This is a genomic window from Anaerobutyricum hallii DSM 3353, from assembly GCF_000173975.1.
GTDB classification, from domain to species: Bacteria; Bacillota; Clostridia; order Lachnospirales; family Lachnospiraceae; genus Anaerobutyricum; species Anaerobutyricum hallii.
In genome coordinates this window covers 1-1,036 of sequence record NZ_ACEP01000007.1, presented here as the reverse complement: position 1 = coordinate 1,036, position 1,036 = coordinate 1, and the positions used below count along the sequence as shown (strand labels likewise).

Sequence of the window (1,036 nt, the reverse complement as noted above, 5' to 3'; positions counted from 1 at the left end):
TTTCTATTTTGTGTTGTTTTTTGTCTGTTTTCTAATGATATTTCTTCTTCATCAAGTAAAGTTTTTACGTCTTTATGTAAAATATATTTGACATCGCAATTTTTGTGTGTTATATATAAATCATACAAAAGAGTGTCATAAAATGGTATCTTACAGCTTCACTACATATCAGTTATTATGAGCCTCTTTTCGTATTTCCATTTTGTTTTTCAATTTACTAATGCAAAAATTTAAGGAGGTTTTATTATGCCATTTTCATTACTAGCTCTTATTATTTTTCTCATTGTTTATGCTATTATTGCATACGGTGTTTATTCTTCAAGAAAAATGCAATACGATGAGCGGCAAAAATATATGCAGAGCATTGCCTACAAGTACGGTTTTTTTACTCTCATTCTTGCAACTGCAGTCAATGGTTTCATAGAATATTATACAAAATCATCCTGGGGTACTCCATTAGCAGAATCATTTACCATTATTTGCATCGGTCTTATCGTATTTTTTACCATTTGTGTTTTTAAAGATGCTTATTTTTCTTATTCTGAAACACCGGTAAAAAATATCGTTCAAAGCATTTTCCTTTTTTCATTAATTGGTGGAATAAATCTTTATACTGGTATCATGAATCAGCAAGAAATTATCTCACAACATAGCCCTGTTAAATTCAATAATATCAATCTGATTTCAGGGATTCTACTATTACTTGCCGATGCTATTGTTATTACCCGCGCTATTATGGAACATCTGCAAAAAGAGGAGTAGCCTTATGAAAAACCTACGATTAAAAGCTGCCCGCGCTGCTCTTGATATGTCGCAGGCTGAACTTGCGAAACGTGTTAATGTGTCGAGACAGACTATTGTTGCGATTGAAAAAGGGGACTATAACCCTACGATTAAACTGTGCATTGCTATTTGCCATGAACTGGGGAAAACACTCGACGAATTGTTTTGGGAATGGTAAGCCGCTGTAGATACTATTCTATCGGATTGTTCAAAAAATACGAAAAAGAAGAACTAAAAAATTTACCCCATTTTA

At 32.6% G+C, this 1,036-nt stretch carries 2 protein-coding genes; both read left to right on the top strand.

Annotated elements, in window-relative coordinates:
- Positions 1 to 246: 246 nt before the first annotated feature.
- Positions 247 to 762 (top strand): hypothetical protein, encoded by a 516-nt coding sequence (locus tag EUBHAL_RS00460; protein ID WP_005343479.1) that lies wholly within the window; start codon positions 247 to 249, stop codon positions 760 to 762.
- Positions 763 to 766: 4 nt separating this feature from the next.
- Positions 767 to 961: a helix-turn-helix transcriptional regulator gene (locus tag EUBHAL_RS00455; protein ID WP_005343477.1), complete on the top strand. Its 195-nt coding sequence runs from the start codon at positions 767 to 769 to the stop codon at positions 959 to 961.
- Positions 962 to 1,036 lie beyond the last annotated feature (75 nt).

Coding starts and splice junctions, on each gene's coding strand:
- EUBHAL_RS00460 (WP_005343479.1), top strand. CDS start 247: ATGCCATTTTCATTACTAGCTCTTATTATTTTTCTCATTGTTTATGCT.
- EUBHAL_RS00455 (WP_005343477.1), top strand. CDS start 767: ATGAAAAACCTACGATTAAAAGCTGCCCGCGCTGCTCTTGATATGTCG.